At 75.4% G+C, this 825-nt stretch carries 1 protein-coding gene and 1 pseudogene; both read left to right on the top strand.

The annotated features are described in order from the left end of the window. A pseudogene (locus G3N62_RS35605) lies at positions 1–290 on the top strand (hypothetical protein); the annotation flags it as partial. Next, the coding region (locus G3N62_RS35600) for an LLM class flavin-dependent oxidoreductase (protein ID WP_206141564.1) at positions 287–825 on the top strand (539 nt) is incomplete at its 3' end. The pseudogene G3N62_RS35605 and the gene G3N62_RS35600, both read left to right, overlap by 4 nt.

Below are 825 nucleotides of genomic sequence, written 5' to 3'. Positions count from 1 at the left end.
GGGCCGGCGGCGTACCGGCGCCCGCGCCGGCCGACGTGCCGGCGCTGCTGGACCGCTTCGGCGTGCTGCGCGGCACGCCCGCCGACGTCGTGACCGCGTTGCATGCCGACCCCGCTCTGCCCGGCGCGACCGAACTCGTCGTGCAAGTGCAGACCGCGAGCACCTCGCATCGCGATGCGCTGCGGCAACTCGAAACCGTCGCGACAGCGATCGCACCGGCGCTCGGCTGGACGCCGGCCACCGCCGGGCCCGAAGCCGCTTCGCTCACCTCCGATCCGATCCCGACATGACCCATTCGTCCTCTCCCGCACCGGCCGCGCGCCGGCCGTTCAAGCTCGGTTTTCTCACGCACGTGCACGGCGCCGGCGACGCGCGCCGCGTCTACGCGGATCTCGAGACGCTGTTCGTCGCGGCGGAACAACTCGGCTTCGACGGCGGCTTCGTCGCGCAGCATCATTTCCGCGCGGAGTACGGCCGGCTGCCGTCGCCGCTCGTGCTGCTGGCCGCCGTCGCGCAACGCACGCGCCGCATCGAGCTCGGCACCGGCATCGTCACGCTGTCGCTCGAGGATCCGCTGCGGCTCGCCGAGGATGCGGCGGTGCTCGATGCGCTGGCCGGCGGCCGGCTGCAACTCGGGCTCGGCAGCGGCGGCGCGAACCTCGACGCGTTCGCCGCGTTCGGCTTCGACGTCGACACGCGCCAGGCGCGCTTCGCCCCCGCGCCCGACCGCCTGCAGCATGCGCCCCCCGGCCCGCCTGTCCCGCGCCGCACCTCCCACGCGCCCCCGCCCGTCCTGCTGCCCCCCGCCCCCGCCTCTCTCCACCC

This window comes from Burkholderia sp. Tr-20355, assembly GCF_017104685.1.
Classification (GTDB): domain Bacteria; phylum Pseudomonadota; class Gammaproteobacteria; order Burkholderiales; family Burkholderiaceae; genus Burkholderia; species Burkholderia seminalis.
The sequence above is the reverse complement of the archived record's forward strand: the minus strand, read 5'-3'. Positions and strand labels throughout refer to the sequence as shown.